Source organism: Microbacterium sp. SGAir0570 (assembly GCF_005491085.2).
GTDB lineage: Bacteria > Actinomycetota > Actinomycetes > Actinomycetales > Microbacteriaceae > Microbacterium > Microbacterium arborescens.
Genome location: NZ_CP027929.1, coordinates 2247207 through 2273800 on the forward strand (window position 1 = coordinate 2247207; position 26594 = coordinate 2273800).

Here is a 26594-nt window from a genome sequence, read left to right on the forward strand (position 1 = left end):
CGGCTCGAGAGCGCCGTTCACCTTCTGTTCACCCCCACAGCGCACTCTCGTAAGGGACGGTGTCTACCGTTCGGGACGAACCTGCACCGGGTTCTCGTCACCAACATGCGAAGGATTCACACAGTGAAGCTCTCCCGACTCGCCCAGCTGGGCGCCGTGGCCGCCGTGGCCTCTCTTGCCCTCGCCGGCTGCGCTGCAAACGAAACCGCTGCGCCCGGCGCCGGCTCGAGCGACTCCTCGGCCCCCTCCCTCGAGGGCAACCTCGTCGGTGGCGGCGCCTCGTCGCAGGAGGTCGCCGTCCAGGCCTGGACGCAGGGCCTGCAGACCGCCAACCCCGGTCTCACGATCGACTACGACCCCTCCGGTTCGGGCACGGGACGCGAGTCGTTCCAGGCCGGCGCCGTGCAGTTCGCCGGCTCGGACCGCGCGTTCAAGACCGACGAGATCACTGCCGGCCCGTTCGAGGCATGCGCGGCCGACTCCGACCTCGTCGAGCTGCCTACCTACATCTCGCCGATCGCCGTCGTCTTCAACATCGACGGCGTCGACTCGCTGAACCTCGACGCGACGACGCTCGCGAAGATCTTCGCCGGCCAGATCACGACGTGGAACGACCCGGCCATCGCCGCCCTCAACTCGGGCGTCGAGCTGCCCGCGACGGCGATCACGCCCGTCCACCGCTCCGACAAGTCGGGCACCACCGGCAACTTCACCGACTACCTCGCCAAGACCGCGCCCGATGTCTGGACCGCCGGCTCGGTCGAGGAGTGGCCGGCCCTCGGCGGCGAGGCCGCTCAGGGCACGTCCGGCGTCATCTCGGCTGTCGAGGGCGGCCAGGGCACCATCGGCTACGCCGACGCGTCGCGCGCCGGCAACCTCGGCACCGTCGCGATCCAGGTCGGCGACGAGTTCGTCGAGTACTCGCCCGAGGCCGCTGCCGCGATCGTCGACGCGTCGCCCGAGGAAGAGGGTCGCGCCGCCACCGACATCGCGATCAAGCTCGACCGCACCAGCACCGAGGCCGGCGTCTACCCGATCGTCCTCGTGAGCTACCTCATCGGCTGCGCGGAGTACAAGGACGCCGCGACCGCCGAGATGGTCAAGGGCTTCTTCAGCTACGCCGCGAGCGCCGAGGGCCAGGACGCCGCGGCATCCGCTGCCGGCTCCGCCCCCATCTCGGAGACCCTGCGCACGCAGGTCACCGAGGCCATCGAGGCCATCAAGTAAGACGCTCCGGGTGCCCGGTCCGGTTTCGCCGGGCCGGGCACCTCGCGCGGTTCCCGTCCGTCGCACAGAATCGAAGCCATGACCACCACACCCGAGGTCACCCGCACCGGAGCCCCGAAGGCCAAGACCCGAGCGGGTGACCGCTGGTTCTCCGGCACCGCGCTCTTCGCCGGCTCGATGATCCTCGTGACCCTCGCCGCGGTCGCGATCTTCCTGGTCATCCAGTCGCTCCCCGCTTTCGTCGCCACCAACGAAGACGCCTCGATCCTGCCCGACAACTTCTGGTCGTACGTCGGTCCGCTCGTCTTCGGCACCGTCTGGGCCGCCGCGTTGGCGCTGCTCATGGCCGTGCCGCTGTCGCTCGGCGTCGCCCTCTTCATCTCGCACTACGCGCCGCGCAAGCTCGCTCAGGCCCTCGGCTACGTCGTCGACCTGCTCGCGGCGGTCCCCTCCGTGGTCTTCGGCCTGTGGGGCATCGGCGTCCTGGCACCGGCCGTGCAGCCGGTCTACAGCTGGTTCGTCGACAACGTCGGGTGGTTCCCGCTCTTCAACGGGCCCGTCTCCAGCACGGGCCGCACGATCTTCACGGCATCCGTCGTCCTCGCCGTCATGGTCACCCCGATCATCACCGCGATCTGCCGCGAGATCTTCCTGCAGACGCCGACCCTGCACGAGGAGGCCGCGCTGGCCCTCGGGTCGACGCGCTGGGAGATGATCCGGATGGCCGTCTTCCCCTTCGCCCGCAGCGGCATCGTCTCGGCCGCCATGCTCGGCCTGGGCCGGGCGCTGGGCGAGACCATGGCCGTCGCCATGGTGCTCTCCGTGTCGGGCGGCGTCACCTTCGCGCTCTTCACGTCGGGGAACCCCTCGACGATCGCGGCGAACATCGCACTCACCTTCCCCGAGGCCTACGGGACGAACGTCAACGTCCTCATCGCCACGGGCCTCATCCTCTTCGTCGTCACCTTCGCGGTGAACGCGGTCGCGCGCTACATCGTGAGCCGCCGCAAGGAATTCTCGGGGGCCAACTGACATGACCGCGACTCTCACTCCCCCGAGCACGTCAGCGCGCAGCGCATCGACGAGCCTCACCACGGGGCACCTGCCCAAGTGGGGGCCTTGGGCGATCCTCGGCGCCTCGCTGGTGGTCGTCGGCATCTTCTTCGGCGTCATCGCCGCGGCATCCGGCGATGCGCTCAACATCCCCGGCTGGCTGATCCTGTCGGCGGTGGCCTACCTCGTGCTCATCACCGCGGTCTCGGCCGCCGTCGAGGGCCGCCGCAAGTCGGTCGACCGACTGGTGACGGGCGTCGTCACGGTGGCGTTCCTCATCGCGATGGTGCCGCTCGTCTCCGTGGCGTTCACGGTCATCACGCTCGGCGCTCCCAGCTGGAGCGGCGAGTTCTTCAGCTCGTCGATGCGCAACGTCGTCGGCGAAGGCGGCGGCGCGCTCCACGCCATCATGGGCACCGTCCTCATCACGCTCGCCGCAGCCGTGATCTCGATCCCGATCGGCATCTTCACCGCGATCTACCTCATCGAGTACGGCCAGGGGAAACGTCTGGCCCAGGGCATCACGTTCCTCGTCGACGTCATGACCGGCATCCCCTCGATCGTGGCCGGCCTGTTCGCCTACGCCCTGTTCGCACTCTTCCTCGGCCCCGGCATCCGCCTGGGCATCATGGGGTCGGTGGCCCTCGCGGTGCTGATGATCCCGGTCGTCGTCCGCTCGACGGAAGAGATGCTGCGCCTCGTCCCCAACGAGCTGCGCGAAGCCTCGTACGCGCTCGGTGTGCCCAAGTGGCTCACGATCGCGAAGGTCGTGCTGCCGACGGCGATCGCGGGCATCACGACCGGCGTCATGCTGTCGATCTCGCGCGTCATCGGCGAGACCGCACCGCTGCTGATCACCGCCGGCTTCACGGCATCCATGAACTACGACCTCTTCAACGGTCGTATGCAGACCCTGCCGGTCTTCACCTACACGCAGTACATGAACCAGGGCATTCCCGCCGAGGCCTTCGTCGGCCGCGCGTGGGCATCGGCCCTGACCCTCATCGTCATCGTGATGCTGTTGAACCTCGTGGCGCGCCTGATCGCCAAGTTCTTCGCACCCAAGACCGGCCGCTGACCCGAAAGAAAGAACCTCCGTGTCCAAGAGCATCGAAGTCAACGACCTCAACGTCTACTACGGCGACTTCCTCGCCGTCGAGGGCGTCTCCCTCGACATCGAACCCCGCAGCGTCACCGCCTTCATCGGCCCCTCGGGCTGCGGCAAGTCGACGTTCCTGCGCACCCTCAACCGCATGCACGAGGTGATCCCCGGCGCCCGCGTCGAGGGCAGCGTCCTGCTCGACGGCGACGACCTGTACGGCCCGGGCGTCGACCCGGTGCTCGTGCGCCGCCAGGTCGGCATGGTGTTCCAGCGGCCGAACCCCTTCCCCACCATGTCGATCCGCGAGAACGTGCTGGCGGGCGTCAAGCTCAACAACCGGCGCATCTCGAAGTCAGACGCCGACGCCCTCGTCGAGAAGTCGCTGCGCGGCGCCAACCTCTGGAACGAGGTCAAGGATCGTCTCGACAAGCCCGGCTCCGGCCTCTCGGGCGGACAGCAGCAGCGTCTGTGCATCGCTCGCGCGATCGCGGTCTCGCCCGACGTGCTGCTCATGGACGAGCCCTGCTCGGCCCTCGACCCGATCTCGACGTTCGCCATCGAGGAGCTCATCCAGGAGCTCAAGAGCGACTACACCGTCGTCATCGTCACGCACAACATGCAGCAGGCCTCGCGCGTCAGCGACAAGACCGCGTTCTTCAACATCGCCGGAACCGGCAAGCCCGGCAAGCTGATCGAGTACGACGACACGACGTCGATCTTCACCACCCCGTCTGTGCAGGCCACCGAGGACTACGTCTCCGGCCGCTTCGGGTGAGTCGAACCCCGGCTCGTCGTGGGCCGGGCCCCGCGAGTGCCGGGATGCAAGGGATCGTGCGCGACGCGCCGGTGCGAGGATTCCTCGCCCGGCGCGTCGCCGTTTTCGCCTTGCATCCCAGCGCGAGGGGGCTGCATCGTGCGTCCCGGAGTGTCCGGCTCGGGCCGTGCGCGGATGCAAGGGATCGTGGCCGACACCCCGGTGAGGATGCCGCTCGGGCGGGGTGTCGCGCCGGATCTCTTGCGTCCCGGTACGCGGCCAGCGGGTGCAGCGGTTCCTACACGAGGCACCGAGCACCAGAGCAGTGCACAGAACGAGCCGTATGGCCCACCGGTCGGCCCCGAGGCGAGCACGGTCGGGGGATGTGCGAGTCGCGATCCATCTTCTCCACCCGCGAGCTCCGTGCCGACGGGCTGAGCCGCCGGGAGATCGCTGCGGCCGTCGACTCCGGCCGGCTCAGCCGCATCCGGATCGGCATGTACGCCTCCCCCGGCGCGTGCGCCTCCGCCCGGGCGATCGCGGCGCACGGCGGGTCGATGGCGTGCGTCACGGCCGCGCGGCATCACGGTCTGTGGATCCTCGATGACGACCACGAACCGCGCGTGTGGCTGAAGACCGGCCAGCGAGCCCACCACGACGCGTCATGCGGGTGCATCGAGCATTGGGACCGAGACGCACGGCCCGCGGCATCCGGTGCTCTTCCACTCCGGCAGGTGCTGCGCCAGATCCTCGGATGCCGCGGCCCCGAGCACTTCTTCGTCGCACTGGAGTCCGCGCTGCGGCAGCGCCGCCTCACGAGAGACGACCTGCGGTGGCTCCGTCGGCACACCAACGCTCGCGGCCGGGAAGCACTGAGTCTCGCTCGAACGGATGCCGACAGCGGACTCGAGTCGCTCCTGCGGTGGCGTCTACGGAAGCACGACCTCCGGGTGAGGACGCAGGTCTCCGTCTTCGGGGTCGGTGTCGTCGACGCGCTGATCGGCGACCGGCTCATCGTCGAGCTCGACGGCAGGGCCAATCATCACGGCGAGGCGAAGCGCCACAAGGACCTGACGCGCGACGCGAACGCCGCCTCGTGGGGCTACGTGACGCTGCGCTTCGACTACGCGCTCGTCGTCCACGACTGGGAGCTCGTCGAGTCCGCCATCCTCGGAGCCCTGCAGTCGCACCCGAGCCTGCAGCTCACGGCATCCGCCTGATGTCCGCTCCCTCGGCCATTCGGTCTCCTCACCGTGCCGGGATGCAATGCTTCTCACCGGACACCCCGAGGCGAGCGACGACCCGCCGGCGTGGCGCGCACGATGTCTTGCATCGCGATACACCGCCCCGCCCGGCGGGACGGGGGTCAGTCGCGCGGCGAGAGCAGGTAGGTGTTCAGGGATGCGGTGAACTCGGCGTCGATGTCGAGAGCGGCGCCGTCGAGCTCGATGATGGGAGCCGCGAGCCGGACACTCGACACCAGCCACGCGGCATCCGCTCGTCGCAGCTCGTCGACCGGAATCGTCTCGTACGCCGTCTCGAAGCCGCGCTCGTCGAGGTGCTCGAACAGGCTCAGCTGCGTCGTGCCGTGGAGGATGCCGCCGTTGGGCGCCGGGGTGACGAAGGTGTCGCCGCGTCGCAGGATGAGCGAGGCCGTCGGCGCCTCGAGCACGAAGCCGTCGGAGCTCAGGAAGATGGCGTCGTCCGCGCCGCGCCGGTGCGCCTCGCGCAGGGCGGCCATGTTCACGGCGTACGACAGGGTCTTCGCGCCCAGCAGCAGCCACGGAGCCCGCGCGGGCGCGTCGATGGCGTAGCCGCGGTCGAGAGTCACGACGCGGATGCCGCTCGTGCGCGGCGCGGTGAAGTCCGCTGCCGCCGCTGCCGTGGCCCACGCCGTCGGGGTCGGTCCGTGCTCGATCCCGCGACTGAGGATCAGCTTCACGACCCCCTCGCCCGAACCGCATTCGGCTGCCGCGTTCGCCACGGCCGCCCGCCACTGGCCGATGTTCGGCACCGGCAGGTCGCAGAGCTCGGCGGAGTGCGCCAGGCGCTCGAGGTGCGCCTCGACCTCCTGCGGGTGGCCGTCGACTACGCCGATCGATTCGAAGATGCCGTCGCCGCGCTGGGTGCTGAGCTCTCCCACCGTCAGCGCCGGGGCCGCGGGGTCGACCGCGGTGAAGGTCGACGTGAAGTCCGACCGGGTGTCATCCGCCGCGAGCGGGTCGATCATCAGCGCGAAACGCAGTGCCATGCGCCGAGCCTACGACGCGTCCGGTGCCCGGACGCACGACATCCCGCCCGACACCCCGGTACGGATGCCGCTCCCCCGGCGCGTCGCCTACGATCCCTTGCATCGCGGCCCGCACGCCGCCGACGGGAGGCCACGACTCACTACCGGCCGACCACCGGATTCGTCCACTCGGGAATGCCCACACCCGAGGCTCGGTTAGACTGTATGTGCCGGGCCGCAGTAACCCCGGGCTCCATCTTCAGCCGCTGCGAGCGGCCACGCGCCGAGAGGCGTTCTGCGGCCCGGCACTTCTCTTTGCCGGGTCTTTCCGGCTTTCTCTCCGGACACCGGCGCTACCTCACGTAAGAGCTTCGCGACGCCACAACCCGGCGCACGAGCCCAGATCGTCGGCGTAGGTGCTCAGCCGGAGGGCGCGCGCGGTGAGCGCCGACGACCGGTCGGGCTCGCTGACATCGTGGTCGTCGGCCACCGAGGTCGCTCCGGCCGACTGCACCCGGCAGAACGACGCGGCACGTTCGAGCGCGACGGCGAAGTCTCCCCGGAACACGCCGCGCATGATCACGTCGATGAGGGCCACGAGCTCTTCCGGGCCCGCGGGCGTGGGAGCCCCGGCGATCACCTCGTCGGCAGAACGAAGCACGACCCGACCGCGTTCGTAGAGCAGCGCGGCGGTCCGCGGGTCACGATGGATCATCAGCTGCAGCAGGTACAGCCGCCAGAGGGCGCCCGGCAACGACTTGGCCGGCGACCGCGACCACAGCTCGGCGACGGTGTCGATGCCGTGCTCGGCCGTGAAGCCCACGAGACGGTCTACGACGGCGTCGCTCGGATCTTCGCGCACCCGCGACAGCAGGGCACCCGCCGTCGCATGCGCAACGCGCGAGACCTCCGCCGGATCTTCACCGGCGAAGTGCCGGTCGAACTCGTCGGCGGGTCGCCGAACGGGCTTGTGGTAGTCCCGGGATCCGTCCGTCATCATTCCAGGCTAAGCGAGAGCGGCATCCCTGCGGCCCGCGCAGGGACAAGCCGAAACGACGGAACGGCCGGCCCGAGAGGGGCCGGCCGTTCCGCTGCCGTATAACGGGGTAGGGCAGTCAGGCGCTCGTCGGGATCGCGACGATCGGGTCTGTGGTCGGCAGGCCGCTCGGCGACCCGCCGCTCTGTTCGATGGTGAGGGCGATGACGTCGTCCGGCTCCATGTCGCCCTCGAGCAGCATCGCCGCCGAGCCGTCGCTCGATTCGAACGCACCGGCCGGGATCGGGGCGCTGCCCCGGACGAACCACGCCTCGTACGACTGATCGTCGGCGATCTCGGGCAGCCCGTCGGCGACGAGCACGACGCCGTCGACGCTCGGCGACCAGTGCACCGTGGCTTCGCCGCCGTCTCCCAGCTGCGCGGTGCTCGACTGCGCGTCGCCGGAACGCTCGATCTGCGCGAGCACGCTCTCGGCGGACGGAGCGCGCATGTCCTGCGTCAGCGCGCCGACGCCCCAGCCGATGCCGACGAGGAGTGCGATCGACGCCGTCAGGGCGAACAGGCTGCGCGTCCAGTTGCGACGCTGCACCAGCTGCACCTCTTCGGTCACCGGAGAGCCCACGGAATAGCCGGATGCCGCAGCCCGCGGGTCGTCGTCCTGGAGGTCATCCGAGGGGTCGGCGACATCATCCTCGCCGGGCGAAGGCTGCTCCGCGACCGGCTGCTCCGCACCCGGGTCCGCGACCGGCGCACCGATCTGTGCGAGCAGGCTGGCCCGCAGGGCCGGCGGAGGAGCCACATCGGCGACACCCTCCGACAGCAGAGCCGCCGCTGCGGCATCCGCCTCGACCAGCGGCATCCACTCGGGGTGCGCGTCGAGAGCTTCGCGGTAGGCGAGCTCGTCTTCGGGCGACAGCGCTCCGAGCGCGTACCCTGCCGAGAGCTCGGCGAATGTCTGTTCGTTCACGATGTCACCCCCATTGCACTACGGAGCTTGGTCAATCCGTCACGCATCCGTGTCTTGATCGTTCCGAGCGGCGCTCCTACCAGCGCCGCGATTTCGCTCTGACTGTATCCCCCGTAGTAGGCGAGGGTGATGGCCTCTCGTTGCGCCTCGGGTAGAGAGCTGAGAGCCCGAGCGACGCGCCGTCCTTCGATGCGCAGCTCAACCTGCTCGGCGACACCTTCGGGCTGTGACGCCATCTCGCGGTAGCCCGCACGTACGTCGCGATCGCTGCTCGCCTGCGACGACCGAACCCGGTCCACCGCGCGGCGGTGAGCGATCGTGAGAACCCACGATCTTCCTTGCCCCTTCTTCGGAGCGAACGTCGAAGCGGATTGCCACACTTCCAGGAAGACCTCCTGGAGCACTTCCTCGCTCTGCGCGCGATCGACGAGCACGCGGAGGATGAGTCCGAAGACGCGCCCCGACAGGGTGTCGTACAGGCGGGTGAAAGCACTGTGGTCACCGTCGGCGCAGCGCTGGATCAGCTCCGCGACGTGATCCGTCGACGGCCCGTCGTCGGGCACGTCCATTCCATCTATGACCATCGCTACCAGCATGCCGCATCCTCCGACCTGTTCCCGGATGCAGCGCCGACCTGTTATCGGTTCTCTACCTGCCGCCTGCCGCGGTGCGCACCCGCGCCGACATCCGTGTCGCCGTCTTCGTACAGAAGGGGTGCTTCGGATGCCGGAAAACTCGGTTTCGAACTTTCTCGAACTTTTTCCGATCCGATCGGTGGGGGCCTCCGAAGAACCCTCGACGCCGGGGACGGACCCACGGCGGAGAACACACGGAGGCAATCATGCTCAGCACCAAGAAGAAGTTCACTGCTGCCCTGGCCCTCGGCTTCGCCGGAGCCCTCGCGCTGTCGGCCTGCTCGTCGACCTCGGGCGACACCATGACCGAGGAGACCGAGGCGCCCTCGTCGACCGCCGCTCCGATGGAGACGGCTTCGCCCGACGCCTCGATGGACCCGGCCGCCAACCTCGTCGGCCCCGGCTGTGCCGACTACGCCGCAGCGGTTCCGGACGGCGCCGGCTCGGTCGCCGGTATGGCTCAGGACCCGGTGGCCACCGCAGCATCGAACAACCCGCTGCTCACCACCCTCGTCGCCGCCGTCAGCGGACAGCTCAACCCTGACGTCAACCTCGTCGACACGCTGAACGGTGACGAGTTCACCGTCTTCGCTCCCGTCGACGACGCTTTCGCGAAGATCGACCCCGCCACCATCGAGTCGCTGAAGACCGACTCGGCGACCCTCACGTCGATCCTCACCTACCACGTCGTGCCCGGCCAGATCGCGCCCGACGAGATCGACGGCACCCACACCACCGTCAACGGTGCCGACCTGACCGTCACCGGCTCGGGCGACAACATCATGGTCAACGACAGCGCCGCGGTCATCTGCGGTGGCGTCACGACGGCCAACGCCACGGTCTACCTCATCGACACGGTGCTGATGCCCCCGATGTGACCCGAACAGCCGCGGTGAGGGGTTCCCGCGGCACGGCCTCGGTATCTCCGTGGCCGAGGCGAAGCCGCCGGTGCGAGCACACCGGCGGCTTTGTCGTGCCCGGACGGATGTCGGCGGGTCGGGATGTCGGCAGGTTCGCCCCCGCGGCTATTAAGCTGGGAAGCTCAGGGCCTCTAGCTCAGTCGGTAGAGCATCGGACTTTTAATCCGCGGGTCGTGGGTTCGAGCCCCACGGGGCCCACCACGTGATCGTCATCTGTCGACTCGCCAGAACCTGCGTATGTGGGAGGCCTGGCATCCGCGATTCGTGGCGAGTCGACGGACGGTGAGCCCCCGCAACCCCCTTCCACCCGCATCCGCTGCCCCGTAGCGTCGGCCGCATCCCCACGACGATGCGAACCATACGGAGGACGCGATGACCGATGTATCGAGCCAGGGTCCGGCAGAGGGCGACAAGCGCCCCGAGCTGACCACGCGACAGGGACACCCCGTCTACGACAACCAGAACCAGCGGACGGTCGGAGCGCGCGGACCCGCGACGCTCGAGAACTACCACTTCCTCGAGAAGATCAGCCACTTCGACCGCGAGCGCATCCCCGAACGGGTCGTGCACGCGCGCGGCTTCGTCGCCTTCGGCTACTTCGAGGCGACCGGCATGTGGGGCGACGAGCCCATCTCGCAGTTCACGCGCGCGAAGCTCTTCCAGGAGCCGGGCAAGCGCACCGACCTCGCCGTCCGCTTCTCGACCGTCATCGGCGGGCGTGATTCGTCGGAGGCGGCGCGCGACCCGCGCGGGTTCGCCGTGAAGTTCTACACCGAAGACGGCAACTGGGACCTCGTCGGCAACAACCTCGGCGTCTTCTTCATCCGCGACGCCATCAAGTTCCCCGACGTCATCCACTCGCTCAAGCCCGACCCGGTCACCTTCCGGCAGGAACCGGCGCGCATCTTCGACTTCATGTCGCAGACGCCCGAGTCGATGCACATGCTCGTGAACCTCTTCAGCCCCCGCGGCATCCCGGCGAACTATCGCACCCAGCAGGGTTTCGGGGTGAACACCTACAAATGGGTCAATGAGCAGGGCGAGACGAAGCTCGTGAAGTACCACTGGATTCCCTCCGTCGGCGTCAGCTCGATGACCGAAGCGGATGCCGCCGCCGTGCAAGCCGGTGATCTCGGTCACGCCTCCCGCGATATGTACGAGGCGATCGAGCGCGGCGAGTATCCCGAATGGGAGCTGCGGGTGCAGATGATGGACGACCACGACCATCCCGAGCTCGATTTCGACCCGCTCGACGACACGAAGGTGTGGCCCGAGAACGAGTTCCCGCCGCGCGCCGTCGGCAAGATGGTGCTCAATCGGAACGTGTCGAACTTCTTCGCCGAGAACGAGCAGATCTCGTTCGGCACCGGCGTCCTCGTCGATGGCCTGGACTTCTCCGACGACAAGATGCTCGTGGGGCGCACGTTCTCGTACTCCGACACCCAGCGCTACCGCGTCGGGCCGAATTACCTCCAGCTGCCGGTCAATTCACCGAAGAACGCCTCGGTGGCCACGAACCTCCGCGATGGACAGATGGCGTACTACGTCGACAACGGCGGCGAGAATGCCCACGTCAACTACGAGCCGTCGATCACCGGCGGGCTCCGCGAAGCCCGGTACCCCACGCACGACGAGCAGGGTCCGGACATCGTCGGACGGCTGACGCGCAAGCGGATTCCCCGGACCAATGACTACACGCAGGCCGGCCAACGCTATCTGCTGATGGAGGACTGGGAGCGCGACGACCTCGTGGCGAACTTCGTCGACCTGATCGGGCAGGCCGCTCGTCCCGTCCAGGAGCGGATGCTCTGGCACTTCTACATGGTGGAGGACGACCTCGGCCGTCGCGTCGGCGAGGGCCTGGGAATCACGCTGGACGAAATCAAGGATCTGCCGCCCCTGCAGTCCCAAACACTCAGCGAGGATGAGGTCGAGCGACTGCGCAATCTCGGGCACAACGGTCCTCGTGATGTGGCCGGTCTTCAGATGACTCATTGCGTTCCCAATGCGCGCGCACAGAAGGCCTGAGTCTTTTGCTGGCGACGACACGAAATAGTGTTGTCGAGTGGTGATGCGTAACGCGATCGAACCGCTAATATGTCAGCCATGGCCCGCAAACAAATCACCCAGCTCATCGACGATCTCGACGGAACCGTTCTCGAGAGCGGCGAAGGAAAGCAGATCACGTTCTCGATCGAGGGACGCGCTTACGAGATCGACCTCTCGGACGACAACGCCGAGAAGTTCTACAAGGCTCTGGCGCCGTTCGTCGACGTCGCTCGTTCGATCCGCGCGAACACGCCTTCGCGTTCGCGCTCCTCGCGCGCGAACAAGAGCGACCTCGACCTGACGGCCGTCCGTGAATGGGCGCGTTCGAACGGTCACACCGTCAACGAGCGCGGCCGTGTTCCGGCAGCCGTGATCGAGGCGTACCGCGCCGCGAACTGACCCATCCGACCGCAGAAATGGCTCAGGCACCTCCAGTCCTGAGCCATTTCTCGTTTCCCGACAACGACGGAGCGCCTCGTGAACGACGGCTCAGCCAGCAATAGCGATCGCGCGAGCAGTGGCGCGAACGGGGTCGCAATCGGAATCGCGCTCGGCCTTCCCCTCGGCAGTGCGATCGGCATGCTCGCGTTCGACAACATCGCGCTCGGCGGCGCGATCGGCCTCTCTCTCGGGATCGTGCTGGGCGTCGCTGCCGACGCGCGTCGCCGCGATCAGTCGGATGACGCGGATGGTGCCGATGATGCCGACTGAGCTCGCTGCCCGCCGCTCGAGGTGAAACCGCCGTTCACGAAATAGATCGCGGCGAGCATCGGCACGAATGCCACCGTCACAGCGATCGGCGCGAGAAACCACAGCCCCGAGAGCGCCGAGGCGAACATGGTCGACCCGAAGATGATGAAGGCGACCCCGACGATGCGCACGGCCCGCACTCGACCCGGTTCCCGCGTGGGGAATGTCCACATCGGGTAGGGAATGCCCGGGCGAAGCCGTTCGAACCAGAGCACCGAGACGACCTGCATCGCCGCTCCGGCCGCGATGAGCAACAACCACATCCACGAGAGATCCATCTGTTCGATGCAATCACACGGATGCATCGACGGCCAGCGACGAATGGATCAGTCGTCGCGAGACTCCCGCGCAAGCCGCCGTCGACGGATGCCGAAAACCAGCGCCACCACCCAGTAGAGCGCGAGCAACGGTGAGATGACGGCGAGAACGATACGAATGACGTCGCCGCCGTCGAGCGCCCAGGGAATCCAGATCGCCGACATCCCGACCCACACGATCGCCTGTACGACGATCACCCCGAACGGTGTCGCCGCCGAAGTCGCTGCGATTCGCTGGAACAGACTCTGCACCCAGCGAACCTAACAGCCGCTCAGGCCGGGCGATGCTCGACCTTGCCGTGCCGTCGACAGGCTGAGCGCCGATCGGATCTGTGCTCCGTGCCGATTCCCCGCTCACAGCCTGACAACGGCACCGGACTGCGCTTATCCCCCCTCTCTAGGCTGGGTGAGTGCCCGGCTTCTTCACACTCCTCTTCGCGGCGCTCGGGATACTCCTCGCCGCCCGCGACTCCCGCCGCATGTTGCCGGGCGTCCTCCTGACGCTCGCGGCGACCTCGCTCGTCGCCTCTGTGGTGACCTTCATCCTCGGCTTGACGGTGGCGCTCGCCACGCTCGCCGTTCCCGGGAACGACGTCGTCGGGCTCCTGCTGGTCTTCATCGTCCCTCTGCTCGCCGCGATCGGGCTGGGGGTCGCCCTGCTCGCCAACGGGGTGGTGATGCTGCAGCGCGAAGGACGATCGCTGGCGAACCGCCTCTCGCTCCTGGCCGGAATCGGCGTTCTCGCCATCCTTGCCCTCGGCATCGTCGCCGTCACGGCGGGATGGTTCGAGCTCGCCGTCATTCTCCTGCTGCTTGCCGGTCCGATCGGCTACGTCGCGATGGGGTTCGTCGCCTACCTCTGCTGGTCGGCGGTGTACGCACGCATCGCGCGCCGCAGCGCAGCACCGGCCGCGATCATCACCCTCGGGTCGGGCCTTCGCCGCGACGGGAGCGTGCCGCCGCTGCTCGCCCAACGCGTGGCGCTCGGCGTGGAGACCCTGCAGCGATCCCCCGGCGCGATGCTCGTCGTCTCGGGCGGTCAGGGCGCAGACGAGCCGCGGAGCGAGGCGGCCGCGATGGCGGAGTACGCCGCAGAGCTCGGCGCCCCCGCCCAACGCCTGCTCATCGAGGATGTATCCCGGACGACCGAAGAGAACCTCACGCTGACCCGCCGGATCCTCACCGAACGCGGCATCACGGGCCCGGTGCTCGCGGTGACGAGCGACTATCACGCATTCCGCGCCGCCACTCTTCTGCGGACCCTCGGCATGCCGGGCCACGCGATCGGTGCGCGCACCGCCCGCTATTACCGGCCGAGCGCTCTGCTGCGCGAATACCTCGCTCTGCTTCGCGACCACCTCGTACTCAACGGCGTCGCGCTCGGCGTCCTGATGCTGCCGGTCGTCGCGTTCGTGGCGATGTCGCTGATCACTCTCATCGCGGATTGAACGTCATCCTGGCGGGGTAGGCGAGATCCGTCGACAGGCTCACGACAGCGAGCTCGCCCCCCGCGAGGCTGGAAGCATGATCGAAACCGCGCGAATTCTCGTCGTGTCCGACGACTGGCTGCCTCGCGACTGGATGCCGGGAGTTGCGACATCCGTCGTCGTGGTGCTCGCCGTGGTCGCGGCCCTGGCGGCGATCCTGTTCATCTCGAGCCTGATCTCGATCCTCGCCTCGCCCCGTTACACCGGTGGCGGCAAGCTGTTGTGGATCATCGGGATCTTCGTCTTCCCCATCGCCGGTCCGCTCGTCTGGTGGCTCGGAGGGCGCAACGCGCAGATCCGCACCGACCGCCCGTGACCGCAGCGGCGAGGCTCAGCTGATCAGGCGATCGCGACGGCGTGCCCCGAGACGGTGATCCCGCCGCTGACGGGGATGTCGACGGTCAGCTCCCCCGGTCGTCCGACATGTCGCCCCTGCTCGATGACCACGACCGCGGGAACCTCGACCGCGCCGAGAGCGCGCAGGTACGCGCCGAAAGATGCGGCCGCCGACCCCGTCGCCGGGTCCTCCGTGATGCGACCGACGGGGAAGAGATTGCGCGCCTGGAAACGATCGGATGCCGCGCGGAACGCGACGGTGATGGTGGCGGGCCACCCGCGGTCGTCGAGCAACGCCCGAACCGCGGCGGGATCGAACGAGAAGTCGTCGAAGGTCTTCTGATCCGCCAGGACGACGACCGGATGCGTGTTGCCCGTGTTCGCGAGCCGCGGCGGCAGCGCGGGGTCGAGGTCTGCCTGCGTCAGGCCGAGAAGGTCGAGAATCGCCTCGAGATCGGCGCCGTCGAGGTCGCTGACCGACGGCTCGACGCTGGTGAAGGACGCGCGGATGCCGTCGTCGTCGCGCGAGACCGCGATCGACACGACGCCGACGGGGGTGTCGAATCGAACCGCGCCGTCGGCGGCGACCTGGCCTCGCTCGGCGAGCGCGACCGCCGTGGCCACCGTCGCATGACCGCAGAACGGAACCTCGGCGATGGGCGAGAAGTAGCGGACCGAGCGCGCGCCGTCGGCGGTCGTGCCGGTGACGAAGGCCGTCTCGGCATAGTCGACGTCGGCAGCGATGCGCTGCATGGCGCTGGCGTCGAGTGCGCCTGCATCCAGGACCACGCCGGCGGGGTTCCCGCCCTCGGGTCGCGTGCTGAACGCGGTGTATCGCAAGACCTCGGGCGTGCTCATCCGTTCAGGCTACGCCCGCCGTCGCGGTGTCTGATGCTGCGCCGCCCGTCACCGTCAGAGCAGACGCGCCAGCCGCTTCTTGCTCGCGTTCTCGCGGACGATCCAGGCGATGTCGGGGGCGGCGGTGTCGAGCGCCTCGAACGCGAGCAGACCGGGTCCGGGATCCGCAGCCACCGCGACGCTCCACGCGTAGCCGAGCGTCTGCCGCAGCGTGCGGGCAGCGCTGTCGTGCCGTCGGGCCTGGGTGCGCGCCACCAGTCGCTCGGTCGCGCGTGCGCACACCTCGACGGCGATCGCCGCCATCTCGGGCGACCGCAGCAGGTGTGGCTCGCAGATCGCGGCGACCGCGGCTCGAGCCACGAGCGGGCTGTCGTCATCCGCCCACATCCCGACGGTCGTCGCGAGGGTCTCCGGGTCGGCGTCGCCGAGCAGCTGCAGACCGAGCGCGACTCCTTCGCGTACGCGCCACCGGTCATCGGCGGCGAACAGCCGCGCTCGAGCATCCCGGCCCGGGGCCGCTCGCCGGGCGACCGCCGCCGCCGCGCACATCATCGGGAACTCTCCGCCGTCCCGCACGAGCTCGTCGACGACCCCGGCATCCGCCACCTCCGCCGCCGCAACGACCAGTGTCGTGTTCGCCCGCGGACCGGGCAGGCCGGAGTGCTCGACGAGGTAGTCGACCCACGCGCCTGCGTCGAGTCGTCGAAGCTCCGCCGCCCATGCGGTCACGGTGGCCATGCACCGCACGCTACGCGCATCGCCCTGGCGCGTCACCGGGGCAGGCGACGTGACAAACGCATCCGGTGAGGACTCGACGCTCAGCGCTCGGGCGACGGGGCGAGCCGGTACAGCACCTGCGGACGGCCGCGCTTGCCGTAGCGATGCGAGAGATGGATGACACCGGTCTCGACCAGGTGCGTCAGGTAACGGTTCGCGGTCGCGCGAGAGATGCCGCAGGCCGTGGCGACTTCAGCTCCGGTCAGGGCGATGACCGGGTCGAGGGCGGCGACGACCTGCGCGAGCGTCGGCGCGGCGAGACCTTTCGGCAGCGCGTCGTGGTCGCCACCACCCGGCATCCGTCCCGCTTGCCGGTGCGATCCGGATGACGCAGGCGGGGTGGTTCGGATGGTGCCGGTCGACAGCAGCCGGTCGATCTCGCCCTGCGCCAGAAGCGCGTCGCGGTCGTCGGTGACGAGCCGCCGCTCGCGGTCTGCCGCATAGCGTTCCAGCCGCTCGCTCAGCGCGGCCTGCGTGAAGGGCTTGACGAGATAGCCGACGACACGCGCCGCGAGAGCCTGACGCACGGTGGTCTGATCCTGCGACGAGCTGATGACCAGCACGTCGGGTCCGTCGTCACCGAGAGTACGCAACCGGTGGAGCACCTCGATCCCGCTGATGCCGGGCAACCGCATGTCGAGCAGCATCAGATCGACGCCGGACCGGCTGCGTTCGAGAGCAGCTTCACCGGTGCCCGCGGTCGCGACGACGACGAAACCCGGGGTGTCGGAGACGAATCCGGCGTGGAGGGCGCGCGCACCGCGGTCGTCGTCGACGACGAGGACCCGGATCGGTCCGGTCATCGCGCAGCCTCCACCTCGAAAGCGAATCGCGCTCCCCCGAGCGGCGAGCGTCCGACCTCGACCGACCCCGATCGGGCCGTGACGATCCGGCGTACGACATCCAGTCCCAGCCCGCGCCCGAGCCCCGTCGTGTCGGTCTTCGAGGAGTAGCCGGCCGCGAAGATACGCCGTGCGACGCGCGGCTCGACTCCGGGACCGTCATCGTCGACCGAGCCCACGATGCGCGAGCCATGATTCCGCAGCGAGCAGACCACGTTCGCGGCGCCCGCCTCGGCCGCGTTGCGGCAGAGGTTCGACACGACCGACACAATGCCCTCGTCGATGTCGAAACCGCGGTCGAAACCGCGGCCGAGGTCGAGGTCGAAGCGCACCCGAGCCCCGATCTCCTGCAGCTCGGCGCGTACGGTCGGGATCATCGCGGCGAGCACCGGCTGGTCGTCGCCTGCCTCGTCGCCGCCCGGGTCCACGGGGCGGCGGACGCTCGCGATCTCTTCGATGTATCCGCGAGCCTCGTCGGTGTCGCCGCGCGACAACAGGCCGTGGATGACATGCAGCCGGGTGCTGAACTCGTGCGACTGCTCGCGCAGCGCTGTCGCGGTGCGGCGCATCTGGGCGTGCTCGGCCGCGATGACATCCAGGCGGCGGAACCGGCGCTCGACTGCGGCGGTCAGGATCGAACTCGCCAGGGTCGCGACCACGAGCGCACCGATGGCCCAGGGCAGCAGGGCGCCGACGGCCTCGTCGAGCTCGCCGGCGATCTGCGACTCGAGCACCCCCACAGCCACCATCCCGATGGGCGTTCCGTCGGCGCCGCGCACCGGCACTTTGGCGCGCAGCGACGGCCCCGACGCGCCGACTTCCGTTCCGACGAACGTCTCGCCCGCGAGCACGGAAGCGTTGGCGGTCTCGACCTGCACGCCGCGTTCGGACACGAGAGGGTGGGTGATCCGCACGCCCTCGTCGTCGGTGATGACGACGTAGTAGACGCCGGCCGCCTCGCCCACGAGCTCGGCGATCGGCTGCAGGATCGCGGTCGCCGGCGCGAGATCGGCCGCGTCGGCGAGCACGCTCGGCGACCCCGCGCTCATCGCTCCGGCCACGGCTTCGCGCACCTCCGGAAGGTCGGCGAGACTCGAGGCCACCTCGAGCACGCGTTCGGTCGTCGCCTCCCGGATCGTGCGCTCCTGCGCCGCGAGGGAGATGGCCACGCTGGCCGACAGTGCCGCGAGCGTCACGACCGACGGGAGCACGAGCAGCACGAGGCGCGCGGCAGACGCTCTCACCGTGAACGGCATCCTGTCCACTTCCTCGTGCGATCGGACGCTGTCGGGCCGTGCCCGTGCGCATCTATGAGAACAAATCCCGCCACGCTCGGGGGCGGCTCAGCGAAGTGCCATCCTAATTCGATCTCGCGGAGACGACGATGTCCGCGCGAATGGAGTGATCATGACGCATAGCGCGACAGACGCCGGCGCGCGCCCGGCGCACCGCGGCCGCACGCTCGCGGCTCGCATCATCGGGGGCGCCGTCGCGGCGGCCGCCATTGCGACCGCCGCGGTCGGCTCGGTCACCTCGGCCGCCACCGGCCAGGAGATCAATGCCTCGATGACGATCATCGCCCCGGCAGCGGCCGGCGGCGGGTGGGACGGCGTGGCTCGAGAGCTGCAGCAGGCGCAGAAGGCCAACGGCCTGGTGAACAACGTGCAGGTGGTGAACATGCCGGGGGCGGGCGGGACGATCGCCCTCGGCAACGTCTCGGTGCTCGACGGTCAGCCGGGCAACATGCTCGTCGGCGGCACCGGGCTTCTCGCGGCGACGATCCAGTTCGACTCGGCCGCGAAGCTCGGCGATGTGACCCCGCTCGCAGTTGTCGTGGAGGAGTACGACGTCATCGTCGTACCGGCCGACTCGCCGTACGAGACCCTCGACGATCTCGTCAACGCCTGGCGCGAGAACCCGAAGTCGATCCCGTGGACGGGCGGCGGGTCGTTCGATCAGCTCGTGGTCACCGACCTGGCGCTGGCCGCGGGCGTCGACCCGGTCGACACGACATACATCTCGTCCGACGGCGGCGGCGAGGCGATTCAGGCGCTCCTCAACGGCACGGCCAAAGCGGCAGCGGGCGGTTACCCCGACAACATCGACCAGATCGAGGCGGGGCGGCTGCGCGCGCTCGCCCTCGTCTCGAGCGAGCCGATCGACGGCATCGACATCCCCACCGCCGCCGAGCAGGGCTACGACATCTCGCTGTCGAACTGGCGCATGCTCGCGGCACCCTCGGGGCTCGATGACGCCGATGTGACCGCGTTGACCGAGCTCGTGCTCGACTCGGTCGCCACTCCCGAGTGGCAGGACGCGATCGAGCGCTACCGCTGGACCGAGCGCATCATCACCGGAGACGAGCTGACCGCGTTCCTCGACGACGAGGAGAAGCGCATCACGAACCTGTACGAGGAGATGGGACTATGACGTTCCCCCCGAACCCGACTGCGACCTCGGCCGTCGTCGGCGATCGCCTGAGGCTCGTCTCGGGCCCCGGCATCGCCGCCCTGCTCAAGGGGCTGACGATGCCGGTGATCATCGCCGCCTTCGCCACCTATCTGGTGGTGGGGATCTTCACGATGAAGGTGCCGGCCAACGCCGTGTTCCCCGGGCCGCAGTTCTTCCCCGCCATCATCGCCGGAGGCCTCTACATCTTCGCCGCGGCGCTCGTCGTCTCGGCGGTGAAGGAGATGCGCGAGACGAGCGCCGCACGGCCCGACATCGCAGCGGTCGCCGCCGACGTCATCGGGGGCGACGAACCGGATGCCGAATCGGGCGACTCCGGTGCCGCCCGACCGGTCCGCGTCGACGTGCGTTCGCTGCTGTGGGTGGTGCTGTCGTTCCTCGGCTTCGCGTTCCTGCTCGAGATCCTGGGCTGGATCATCGCGGCGGGGCTCCTCTTCTGGTGCGTCGCGCGAGCCTTCGGCTCGACGAGGCACCTCGGCGGGCTCGTCGTGGGGCTCACGGTGAGCTCGATCGCCTACATCGGTTTCGACATGGTGCTCGGGATGCCGCTCCCGTCCGGCATCCTCGGAGGGTTCTGACATGGATGTGCTTCAGCTTCTCGGCGAGGGCTTCGCCGGCGCACTGACCCCCGCCAACCTGCTGTGGGTGCTCGTGGGATGCCTCCTCGGCACGGCCGTCGGCGTTCTTCCCGGCCTCGGCTCGTCGATGGCGGTCGCCCTGCTGCTGCCGATCACGTTCTCGCTCGATCCGACGGCTGCCTTCATCATGTTCGCGGGCGTGTACTTCGGCGGGCTGTTCGGCGACTCGACCATGGGCATCCTCATGAACACGCCCGGCCAGGCCTCGGCGATCGCGTCGACCTTCGAGGGCCACAAGATGGCGCTCAACGGACGCGCGGCGCAGGCGCTCGCGACCGCGGCCATCGGCGCGTTCATCGGCGGCTTCGTGGCGTCGGTCGTGGTGGTCTTCGTCGCCCCGGCCCTCGCGGACTTCTCGAGCAGGTTCGGTCCGGCGGAGTTCTTCGCCCTCGCGGTCTTCGCGTTCGCGGCGACGTCGTCGGTCGTCACCGACAACGTCGTCAAGGGTCTCACCGCGCTGTTCATCGGCCTCGGCATCGCCGTCATCGGCATCGACGGCGTCTCGGGCGCTCCGCGCTTCACGATGGACTCCCCCAACCTGTTCGACGGCATCTCCCTCGTCACGGTGACGGTCGCGATCCTCGCCCTCGGTGAGGTCATCTACGTCGCCTGCCTCGAACGGCATACCTCGAACAAGGCGCTCATCAAGCCGACGGGGCGGCCCTGGCTGTCGCGCCGCGAGCTGAAGGAAGCCGCGCCCGCCTGGGCACGCGGCACCGCGATCGGTCTGCCGTTCGGCGTCGTGCCCGCCGGCGGTTCGGAGATCCCGACCTTCCTCGCCTACGGCCTCGAGAAGCGGCTCGACGCGCGGCGCAAGGACCCGCAGTTCGGCAGGGGCGCCATCCGTGGCCTCGCTGCGCCGGAGGCGGCCGGCAACTCCACGACCGGCATGGCGATGGGCGCGCTCCTCGCACTCGGGCTGCCGATCTCGGCGACGGCCGCGATCATGCTGGCCGCTTTCCGCCAGTACGGCCTGCAGCCCGGCCCGCTGCTGTTCGACCGGGCACCCGACCTGGTGTGGTCGCTGCTGGCGAGCTTCTTCATCGCGATGATCGTGCTGCTGATCCTCAACCTCCCGTTCGCGATGCTGTGGGCGAAGCTGCTGCTGATCCCGCGTCCCTACCTCTACGCGGGCATCACCGTGTTCTGCGGTCTGGGCATCTACGCGACCTCGGGCTCGACCTTCGACCTGCTGATGCTGCTCGGCATCGGGCTGCTCGGGTTCCTCATGCGCGCCCTCGACTTCCCGCTCGCGCCGCTGATCATCGGCATGGTGCTGGGACCGCTGGCCGAGACCAGCCTCCGCGACGCCGCGATGAGCTCGAACGGCGACTTCTCCGTGCTCGTCCAGAGCCCGATCACGATCGTGCTCTACGCGCTCCTGGCGCTCGTGCTGATCGTCTCGGTGCGGGGTCGCGTCGTGGCTCGCAAGCGCGAGAAGCAGCTCGCCAAGGTCTGATCGAGCAGGCGACATGAGAAGGGGCGGATGCCGCAACGCGCGGCATCCGCCCTTCCTCCGTCTTCCCGCCGATCACACCGACGCGAGCAGACGGTCCGCCGTGCGCAGCGACAGCGCCATCTGCGTCAGGCCCGGATTCGCCGACAGCGCACTCGGGAACGTCGAGTTGTCGCAGATCCACATGTTGGGGATGTCGTGCGACCGCCCGTCCGGGTCGACGACGCCGTCAGCGGGATCGGTGCTCATACGGCACGTGCCTATCGTGTGGGCTGTCCGCGCTAGCGTTCGCGTCTCGCGTGCGCCGGCGGCCTCGAGGATCCGCGTCATGACACCGACGGCGTGATCGTCGATCGCCTTCTCGTTCGGCCCGGGCGAGAAGCTGATCTCCGCGCGCGGGATGCCCCATTCGTCGGTCTCATCCGAGAGGATCAGCATATTGTCGTCCGACGGAAGACACTCGCCGTTGATCCCGATGCCCGCCGAGAACTGCCAGGCGTCGAGGGCGTCCATCAGGTCTTGTCCCCAGAGCGAACCGCCGCGCACGAGCGAGGTCGCATAGGTCAGGGGCATGACGCCCAGGCTCTGGATGAGGTAGCCGCCCGCGAAGTCGGCGCCGTCGGGACGCACGAAGTCCTCCGTGATCGCCGCCGACGGGTAGCCGCGGTAGCCGCGGATGCTCTCGTCGAACCGCCCCCACACCTGTACGGCGCCGTGGGCGAGGAAGTTCCGTCCCACCTGGCCGCTGGAGTTCGCGAGCCCGGTGTTCAGCAGCAGCCGCGGGGTCTCGATACCGCCGCCCGCGAGCACGAGGGCCGCGCAGCGCTGTCGGTACTCGGCTCCGTCGTGCAGGTAGACGACGCCGGTGACCCGTCCCGCGGCATCCTGCTCGATACGGTGCACCATCGAGTCGGGACGGATCTCGGCACCGTGCGCCACGGCGACGGGCAGATAGGTGATCGCCGTCGTCGCCTTGTAGCCGAAGCGGTCGCCCTGGTGGATGCCGCCGACGTCGATGCTGGCCTTGCGCTGACCGTAGTGCGGCTGCTCGCGGTCGCGGGTGATGATGGCTGCAGGCGCATCGGTCGCCGTGATGCCCAGGTGCTCGCACCCTCGCAGCACGAGATCTGCCGGGGCGTTGCGGCGGGTCGGACCGTCGAGGTACTCGCGCTGCGGATCCCACGGGTAGGGGGTCGGCCCGCTGACTCCGATGACTCGCTCGACCTCGACGATGTAACGGATGAGCTCGTCGTACTCGATCGGCCAGTCTCGCCCCTGTCCCGTCTCGCTGCGCAACGAAAGATCGCGGCGGTCGGGTCGGGGCGTGAACGCACCCCAGTGCAGCGTCCCACCGCCGACGCCCCAGCCGCTGTTGTTCGGGCCGAAGGCCGTGGGGGTGTCGCCGCCGCTGAACCGGTCGGACATCCAGTTGATGCGGGTCGCCTCGCGCTCGTCCGGGGTGAACTCGTCCATCTCGAGGTTCGGTCCCGCCTCGAGCGCGACCACGCGCAGTCCGCGTTCCGCGAGCCTGCTGAGCAGTGGCCCGCCGCCGGCCCCCGTGCCCACGACGACGACATCCACGACCTCGTCGAGGTCGTACCGGCGCATCCCGGAGAGGTTCATTCGGTACGTCCTTCCGCGGCGCCGAGGCGGCCGAGTTCTTCCGGTTCCCATTCCTCGCGCTCGCCCGCTGCGAGCACGAGGTAGCCGGCGGGCTCCGGCCCGGTGCCCCCGGTCGCGAAGCCGGTGTAGCCCACGCGCGCCAGCGACGCCGGGTGCGACAGCCAGACACGCGCGAGATCGTTGCGGGCATCCTCGAACCACAGGCTCAGCTGATCGGGGGTGAGGACGGAGCCCGAGGGGGCGTCGCCGTCGATCACCCGTCGGATGACGGCATCCTGGGCGGCGGGCCCGCGCATCCAGATCGCGGCGAGCGCGTCGAGCCCGGCGCGATACGCCTCGACGTCGGTCGACATGCCGGTGGGGCGCCAGCCGTCGCTCTCCCCCGCCTCGACCATGCGATCGAGACGAGCAGCGAGATCGATCGCGGGTCCGTCGCCCTGGGGCACGATTCGGCGCGCCACGTCGCGCAGGAGGGCGAGCTGCTCGGGGGTGAGCGCTCGCGGATGGTACGCCGGGTCGTCGACGAGCGCTCGGCGAGAGAGGGTGGCGCGCATGGCGACATCCGTCCGCGACGAGGCGATGATCCGCGCCCACGACTCGGGAACGCGCGGGCCCCAGGCGGCGATGTCGGCCGCCAGGCGTCGGACCGCTGCTGCGAGGTCGTCTGTCGCGAGCGCTGCAGGCACCTCGTGCGCACGGATGCCCTCGGGAACCTCGGCGGCGTCGAGCACCGCTCCGGCGAGACCGAAGACACCGAGCGCTCCGTCGAGGATGCGGTCGATGAGGTCTTCCGCGAGCCCCTGATCGTCAGGGCCGGCCACGAGGATCCACGGCGTGGTGATCTCGGCGTCGGCGATGGCCTCGATCAGACCGTCAGCACCGAGAGCCGCGTCGACCGCGACCTGGCGGAAGGGGCCGATGGCGTCCTCTGGTGCGTCATCGAGCTGCGGTACGTCTCCGCGGAGCGAGACGACCGCGAATGGGTTGTCGCTCACGGGGTGACCATGCCTCCGTTGACGTTGAGCGTCTCGCCCGAGACGTAGCTCGACTCGGCTGAGGCGAGGAAGACGAAGGCGGGGGCGATCTCGGCCGGTTGCCCGGCTCGCTGGTAGGTGCTCTCGTCGTCGAAGGCCCGCATCTGCTCGTCCGAGACGCCGTCGCTCACCTGCAGCGCCGACCACGTCGGACCGGGGGCGACGACGTTGACCCGGATGCCGCGCGGTGCGAGCTGCTGTGCCAGGCCTTTCGAGAGGTTGTTGATCGCGGCCTTCGTCGCGGCGTAGTCGACGCGGTCGGGGGCGGGCTTGTACGCCTCGAGCGAGGCGGTGTTGATGATCGAGGCACCCGCCGGAAGGTGCGGCAGAGCGGCCTTCGTGATCCAGAAGTTCGCGAAGACGTTGGTGTGGAAAGTGGCCGCGAACTGCTCGTCCGACAGGTCCTCGAGCCGCTCGACGGCGACCTGCTTGCCCGCGTTGTTCACCAGGATGTCGATGCCACCGAGGAAGTCGGCGGCCTCTGCGACGAGCGCGCGACATGCCTCGGCGGTCGAGATATCGGCGGCGATGGCGTGCCCGCGCACACCGGCGTCGGCGATGAGGCCGAGGATGCGGTCGGCGTCGCGCTGCTCGGCCGGCAGGTGGACGATCACGACGTCGGCGCCCTCGCGGGCGAAGGCGATCGCCGTCGCGCCGCCGATGCCGGAGTCGCCGCCGGTGATGAGGGCTTTGCGACCGAACAGCCGCCCGGAGCCGCGATAGGTCGCTTCACCGAGGTCGGGAACCGGCTGCATGTCGGCCTGGACGCCGGGCTCGGGCTGGTGCTGGACGGGCGGCTCGACCCGGTCGTATCGGGTCACCGGGTTGTCGAAGGTGTACTGATCGCTGTGCTCCACGGGCTCACGGTAGGTCTCGGCCGAAACTCGGCGCGAACGCTTGCCAAAAGTCAAGGGAGGGGCGTAAAGCGGATCACCGGCCGACGCCCTGCGGACCCGCCTTGCGGCGTCAGGGCTGCGGCGACCCCGTGACGAGCGCGATCGCCGTGCCGACAGCGTCCGCCGCGCCGGCGGCATCCACGCGGGCGAGGGCGAAGGCCGAGACGACCAGCCCGGTGCACGCATCGGCGAGGACGGCGACCTCGGTCCCGTCGAGATCGGGACGGCGTGCGGCGACGCCCCGGCCGAAGGCCGCGCGCAGCTCGGCGCGGTACCCGGCGATCACCTGCGCGACGGCTTCGTCCCGCCCGATGGGGGCCGCCGCCGTGTTCACGAGCAGGCACCCACTCGACGCCGGCAGCGAGCTCGGCTGTCGAAGCGCGCCACGCAGTCCATCGAGGTACTCCTCCAGCGCCGCCGGAGTCACGTCCTCGCCGATCAGCGGCGCCAGCCGCGGTCGGATGATCTCGTCGAGATAGCTCTCGACGGCGGCATCGAAGAGGCCCCGCTTCGAGCCGAACGCGTGGTAGATGCTCGATCGGTTCAGACCCGTGACGCGCTCGAGCTCGGGCAGCGGCGCGCCCTCGTAGCCCTGCTCCCAGAAGACGCTCCGCGCCGCGCGGACGACGTCGTCGCGGTCGTAGCTCTGCGTTCGGCCCATGCGCCGCGCCCCCTTTTGTGTATCGTTCAGTTCAGTATATATTGAACCAAGCGATACAGAAACTGCGGTGTCCACCGCCGGAAGGGAACAGCTCATGATCATCGCCGGTCTTGCGCTCGCGGGCCTCGCAGCGCTCATCCACGTCTTCATCTTCTACCTCGAGTCCATCGCCTGGACGAGCGAACGGGCACGCAAGACGTTCGGCACCGGAACGGCAGCGCAGGCCGAGGCCCAGAAGGCGCTCGCCTTCAATCAGGGCTTCTACAACCTGTTCCTCGCCATCGCGGTGTTCGTCGGCATCGTCGTCGTCATCGCCGGGAACCTCCCGGTCGGCGCGACGCTCGTCTTCACCGGGGCTGGTTCCATGGTCGCGGCCAGCCTGGTGCTCGTCCTCTCCGACCCCTCCAAGGCCTCCGCCGCCCTCAAGCAGGGCGTGGTCCCCGCCCTCGGCGTCCTCGCGCTCGCGCTCGGCATCGCACTCTGACCCGCCGTAGCGCGCCACCCCTGTCCGCGACT

At 69.2% G+C, this 26594-nt stretch carries 29 protein-coding genes and 1 tRNA gene; 16 read left to right on the forward strand and 14 right to left on the reverse strand.

Going from position 1 to position 26594, the window contains the following annotated elements; translation table 11 throughout:
- Positions 1–123 precede the first annotated feature (123 nt).
- The 5 genes from pstS (at position 124) to C1N74_RS10710 (ending at position 5356) form a co-directional block, all read left to right on the forward strand.
- A complete protein-coding gene (pstS, locus tag C1N74_RS10690; protein ID WP_023954901.1) occupies positions 124–1227 on the forward strand; it encodes a phosphate ABC transporter substrate-binding protein PstS in 1104 nt (367 codons plus the stop codon).
- 78 nt (positions 1228–1305) lie between these two features.
- The gene (gene pstC, locus C1N74_RS10695) at positions 1306–2259 is read left to right on the forward strand and encodes a phosphate ABC transporter permease subunit PstC (RefSeq protein WP_023954902.1); all 954 of its coding nucleotides are present in this window, start codon (positions 1306–1308) and stop codon (positions 2257–2259) included.
- A gap of 1 nt (position 2260) precedes the next feature.
- Positions 2261–3358 carry a phosphate ABC transporter permease PstA gene (gene pstA / locus C1N74_RS10700; protein WP_103842371.1) on the forward strand — a complete coding sequence of 366 codons (1098 nt, stop codon included), beginning with the start codon at positions 2261–2263 and terminating at the stop codon, positions 3356–3358.
- Between the two features lie 19 nt (positions 3359–3377).
- On the forward strand, positions 3378–4157 hold the full coding sequence (gene pstB, locus C1N74_RS10705) for a phosphate ABC transporter ATP-binding protein PstB (protein WP_023954907.1): 780 nt from the start codon (positions 3378–3380) through the stop codon (positions 4155–4157).
- A gap of 362 nt (positions 4158–4519) precedes the next feature.
- The gene (locus tag C1N74_RS10710) at positions 4520–5356 is read left to right on the forward strand and encodes a type IV toxin-antitoxin system AbiEi family antitoxin domain-containing protein (protein WP_137750517.1); all 837 of its coding nucleotides are present in this window, start codon (positions 4520–4522) and stop codon (positions 5354–5356) included.
- Between the two features lie 146 nt (positions 5357–5502).
- Here the strand turns inward: C1N74_RS10710 and C1N74_RS10715 are convergent, their stop codons facing one another.
- The 4 genes from C1N74_RS10715 to sigK all read right to left on the reverse strand — a co-directional run bounded on the left by C1N74_RS10715 (position 5503) and on the right by sigK (position 8926).
- Complete coding sequence (locus tag C1N74_RS10715; RefSeq protein ID WP_137750518.1) at positions 5503–6387, reverse strand: aminodeoxychorismate lyase; 885 nt, start codon at positions 6385–6387, stop codon at positions 5503–5505.
- 337 nt (positions 6388–6724) lie between these two features.
- Positions 6725–7363: a hypothetical protein gene (locus tag C1N74_RS10720; RefSeq protein WP_036306059.1), complete on the reverse strand. Its 639-nt coding sequence runs from the start codon at positions 7361–7363 to the stop codon at positions 6725–6727.
- Positions 7364–7481: 118 nt separating this feature from the next.
- Complete coding sequence (locus C1N74_RS10725; RefSeq protein WP_071917888.1) at positions 7482–8330, reverse strand: anti-sigma factor domain-containing protein; 849 nt, start codon at positions 8328–8330, stop codon at positions 7482–7484.
- Positions 8327–8926: an ECF RNA polymerase sigma factor SigK gene (gene sigK / locus C1N74_RS10730; protein WP_023954917.1), complete on the reverse strand. Its 600-nt coding sequence runs from the start codon at positions 8924–8926 to the stop codon at positions 8327–8329. The genes C1N74_RS10725 and sigK overlap by 4 nt, the downstream gene beginning before the upstream one ends.
- Before the next feature lie 245 nt (positions 8927–9171).
- Between sigK and C1N74_RS10735 the strand changes: the two genes are divergently transcribed.
- From C1N74_RS10735 to C1N74_RS10755, 5 genes are all read left to right on the forward strand, one after another.
- On the forward strand, positions 9172–9843 hold the full coding sequence (locus C1N74_RS10735) for a fasciclin domain-containing protein (protein ID WP_088380152.1): 672 nt from the start codon (positions 9172–9174) through the stop codon (positions 9841–9843).
- 167 nt (positions 9844–10010) lie between these two features.
- Positions 10011–10086 (forward strand) — tRNA-Lys (locus C1N74_RS10740).
- Positions 10087–10257: 171 nt separating this feature from the next.
- On the forward strand, positions 10258–11913 hold the full coding sequence (locus C1N74_RS10745) for a catalase (RefSeq protein ID WP_137750519.1): 1656 nt from the start codon (positions 10258–10260) through the stop codon (positions 11911–11913).
- 78 nt (positions 11914–11991) lie between these two features.
- Positions 11992–12333 carry an Lsr2 family protein gene (locus C1N74_RS10750; protein WP_036305878.1) on the forward strand — a complete coding sequence of 114 codons (342 nt, stop codon included), beginning with the start codon at positions 11992–11994 and terminating at the stop codon, positions 12331–12333.
- A gap of 78 nt (positions 12334–12411) precedes the next feature.
- Positions 12412–12645, forward strand: coding sequence for a hypothetical protein (locus C1N74_RS10755; protein WP_064955024.1), 234 nt, complete (start codon positions 12412–12414; stop codon positions 12643–12645).
- Here the strand turns inward: C1N74_RS10755 and C1N74_RS10760 are convergent.
- Positions 12606–12962 carry a hypothetical protein gene (locus C1N74_RS10760; RefSeq protein WP_137750520.1) on the reverse strand — a complete coding sequence of 119 codons (357 nt, stop codon included), beginning with the start codon at positions 12960–12962 and terminating at the stop codon, positions 12606–12608. The genes C1N74_RS10755 and C1N74_RS10760 overlap by 40 nt on opposite strands.
- Positions 12963–13010: 48 nt before the next feature.
- Entirely contained in the window at positions 13011–13253 is a 243-nt protein-coding gene (locus C1N74_RS10765; RefSeq protein WP_071917863.1) for a hypothetical protein, read from the reverse strand.
- A gap of 158 nt (positions 13254–13411) precedes the next feature.
- Here C1N74_RS10765 and C1N74_RS10770 point away from each other — a divergent pair, with 158 nt between their 5' ends.
- Positions 13412–14449, forward strand: coding sequence for a YdcF family protein (locus C1N74_RS10770; protein WP_137750521.1), 1038 nt, complete (start codon positions 13412–13414; stop codon positions 14447–14449).
- Between the two features lie 76 nt (positions 14450–14525).
- Positions 14526–14804 carry a PLD nuclease N-terminal domain-containing protein gene (locus C1N74_RS10775; protein WP_023954936.1) on the forward strand — a complete coding sequence of 93 codons (279 nt, stop codon included), beginning with the start codon at positions 14526–14528 and terminating at the stop codon, positions 14802–14804.
- A 23-nt stretch (positions 14805–14827) separates the two neighbouring features.
- Here the strand turns inward: C1N74_RS10775 and C1N74_RS10780 are convergent, their stop codons facing one another.
- From C1N74_RS10780 to C1N74_RS10795, 4 genes are all read right to left on the reverse strand, one after another.
- Positions 14828–15682, reverse strand: a complete 855-nt coding sequence (locus tag C1N74_RS10780) for a PhzF family phenazine biosynthesis protein (RefSeq protein WP_088380156.1) — start codon at positions 15680–15682, stop codon at positions 14828–14830.
- Between the two features lie 54 nt (positions 15683–15736).
- Positions 15737–16420 carry a HEAT repeat domain-containing protein gene (locus C1N74_RS10785; protein WP_137750522.1) on the reverse strand — a complete coding sequence of 228 codons (684 nt, stop codon included), beginning with the start codon at positions 16418–16420 and terminating at the stop codon, positions 15737–15739.
- Between the two features lie 80 nt (positions 16421–16500).
- Complete coding sequence (locus C1N74_RS10790) at positions 16501–17262, reverse strand: response regulator (RefSeq protein ID WP_064955030.1); 762 nt, start codon at positions 17260–17262, stop codon at positions 16501–16503.
- Positions 17259–18545 carry an ATP-binding protein gene (locus C1N74_RS10795; RefSeq protein ID WP_258317914.1) on the reverse strand — a complete coding sequence of 429 codons (1287 nt, stop codon included), beginning with the start codon at positions 18543–18545 and terminating at the stop codon, positions 17259–17261. The genes C1N74_RS10790 and C1N74_RS10795 overlap by 4 nt, the downstream gene beginning before the upstream one ends.
- A 163-nt stretch (positions 18546–18708) precedes the next feature.
- Here C1N74_RS10795 and C1N74_RS10800 point away from each other — a divergent pair, with 163 nt between their 5' ends.
- Genes C1N74_RS10800 through C1N74_RS10810 form a run of 3 tightly spaced genes read left to right on the forward strand, consistent with a single transcriptional unit; the run spans position 18709 to position 21867 of the window.
- On the forward strand, positions 18709–19731 hold the full coding sequence (locus tag C1N74_RS10800) for a tripartite tricarboxylate transporter substrate binding protein (RefSeq protein ID WP_088380261.1): 1023 nt from the start codon (positions 18709–18711) through the stop codon (positions 19729–19731).
- On the forward strand, positions 19728–20348 hold the full coding sequence (locus C1N74_RS10805; RefSeq protein ID WP_023954948.1) for a tripartite tricarboxylate transporter TctB family protein: 621 nt from the start codon (positions 19728–19730) through the stop codon (positions 20346–20348). The genes C1N74_RS10800 and C1N74_RS10805 overlap by 4 nt, the downstream gene beginning before the upstream one ends.
- Position 20349: 1 nt before the next feature.
- On the forward strand, positions 20350–21867 hold the full coding sequence (locus C1N74_RS10810; protein WP_071917859.1) for a tripartite tricarboxylate transporter permease: 1518 nt from the start codon (positions 20350–20352) through the stop codon (positions 21865–21867).
- A gap of 72 nt (positions 21868–21939) precedes the next feature.
- Here the strand turns inward: C1N74_RS10810 and C1N74_RS10815 are convergent, their stop codons facing one another.
- The 4 genes from C1N74_RS10815 to C1N74_RS10830 all read right to left on the reverse strand — a co-directional run bounded on the left by C1N74_RS10815 (position 21940) and on the right by C1N74_RS10830 (position 26078).
- Positions 21940–23487: a GMC family oxidoreductase gene (locus C1N74_RS10815; RefSeq protein ID WP_137750523.1), complete on the reverse strand. Its 1548-nt coding sequence runs from the start codon at positions 23485–23487 to the stop codon at positions 21940–21942.
- On the reverse strand, positions 23484–24482 hold the full coding sequence (locus C1N74_RS10820) for a gluconate 2-dehydrogenase subunit 3 family protein (protein ID WP_137750524.1): 999 nt from the start codon (positions 24480–24482) through the stop codon (positions 23484–23486). The genes C1N74_RS10815 and C1N74_RS10820 overlap by 4 nt, the downstream gene beginning before the upstream one ends.
- The gene (locus C1N74_RS10825) at positions 24479–25378 is read right to left on the reverse strand and encodes an SDR family oxidoreductase (RefSeq protein WP_036305880.1); all 900 of its coding nucleotides are present in this window, start codon (positions 25376–25378) and stop codon (positions 24479–24481) included. The genes C1N74_RS10820 and C1N74_RS10825 overlap by 4 nt, the downstream gene beginning before the upstream one ends.
- 109 nt (positions 25379–25487) lie before the next feature.
- Complete coding sequence (locus C1N74_RS10830; RefSeq protein ID WP_023954958.1) at positions 25488–26078, reverse strand: TetR/AcrR family transcriptional regulator; 591 nt, start codon at positions 26076–26078, stop codon at positions 25488–25490.
- Between the two features lie 94 nt (positions 26079–26172).
- On the opposite strand from C1N74_RS10830, the gene C1N74_RS10835 reads away from it, so the two are divergent.
- On the forward strand, positions 26173–26562 hold the full coding sequence (locus C1N74_RS10835) for a DUF1304 domain-containing protein (RefSeq protein ID WP_023954960.1): 390 nt from the start codon (positions 26173–26175) through the stop codon (positions 26560–26562).
- Positions 26563–26594: the final 32 nt, after the last annotated feature.